General features: G+C 33.4%; 1 pseudogene. It reads left to right on the forward strand.

From position 1 onward, the window contains the following. Positions 1-318 (forward strand): annotated as a pseudogene (locus BSAG_RS06540) (hypothetical protein); the annotation flags it as partial. Between the last annotated feature and the right edge of the window lie 20 nt (positions 319-338).

Raw genomic sequence — 338 nt, forward strand, 5'->3', positions numbered from 1 at the left:
AATGTACGCAGAGTAATGGAAAATACATTAAAGCATATAGAACCTGTCAAAGTTTCTCCACGTACAAAACTCACGGTGACCTATTATTTTAAAGAGTATGATGTATCAGTAGACTATGTTGCCACAATTGAATATAAAGAAAAAGATAAAGATGCTAGAATAGCCAAATTGCCTGGACGTTGGAGCGGAAGGATTCATGTAGATGAAATATCCGATGTTGATTTAGAAGAGACAAACTTGGATACTCAACAAAGTGTAAAAAGAAGAGTGAACACCAGAAATGCAAGTCAATCATCACCAATCATATTAAAAAAATAGACCTATATGAGAAAATTTAC

Source organism: Bacteroides sp. D1 (assembly GCF_000157095.2).
Lineage (GTDB): Bacteria > Bacteroidota > Bacteroidia > Bacteroidales > Bacteroidaceae > Bacteroides > Bacteroides xylanisolvens.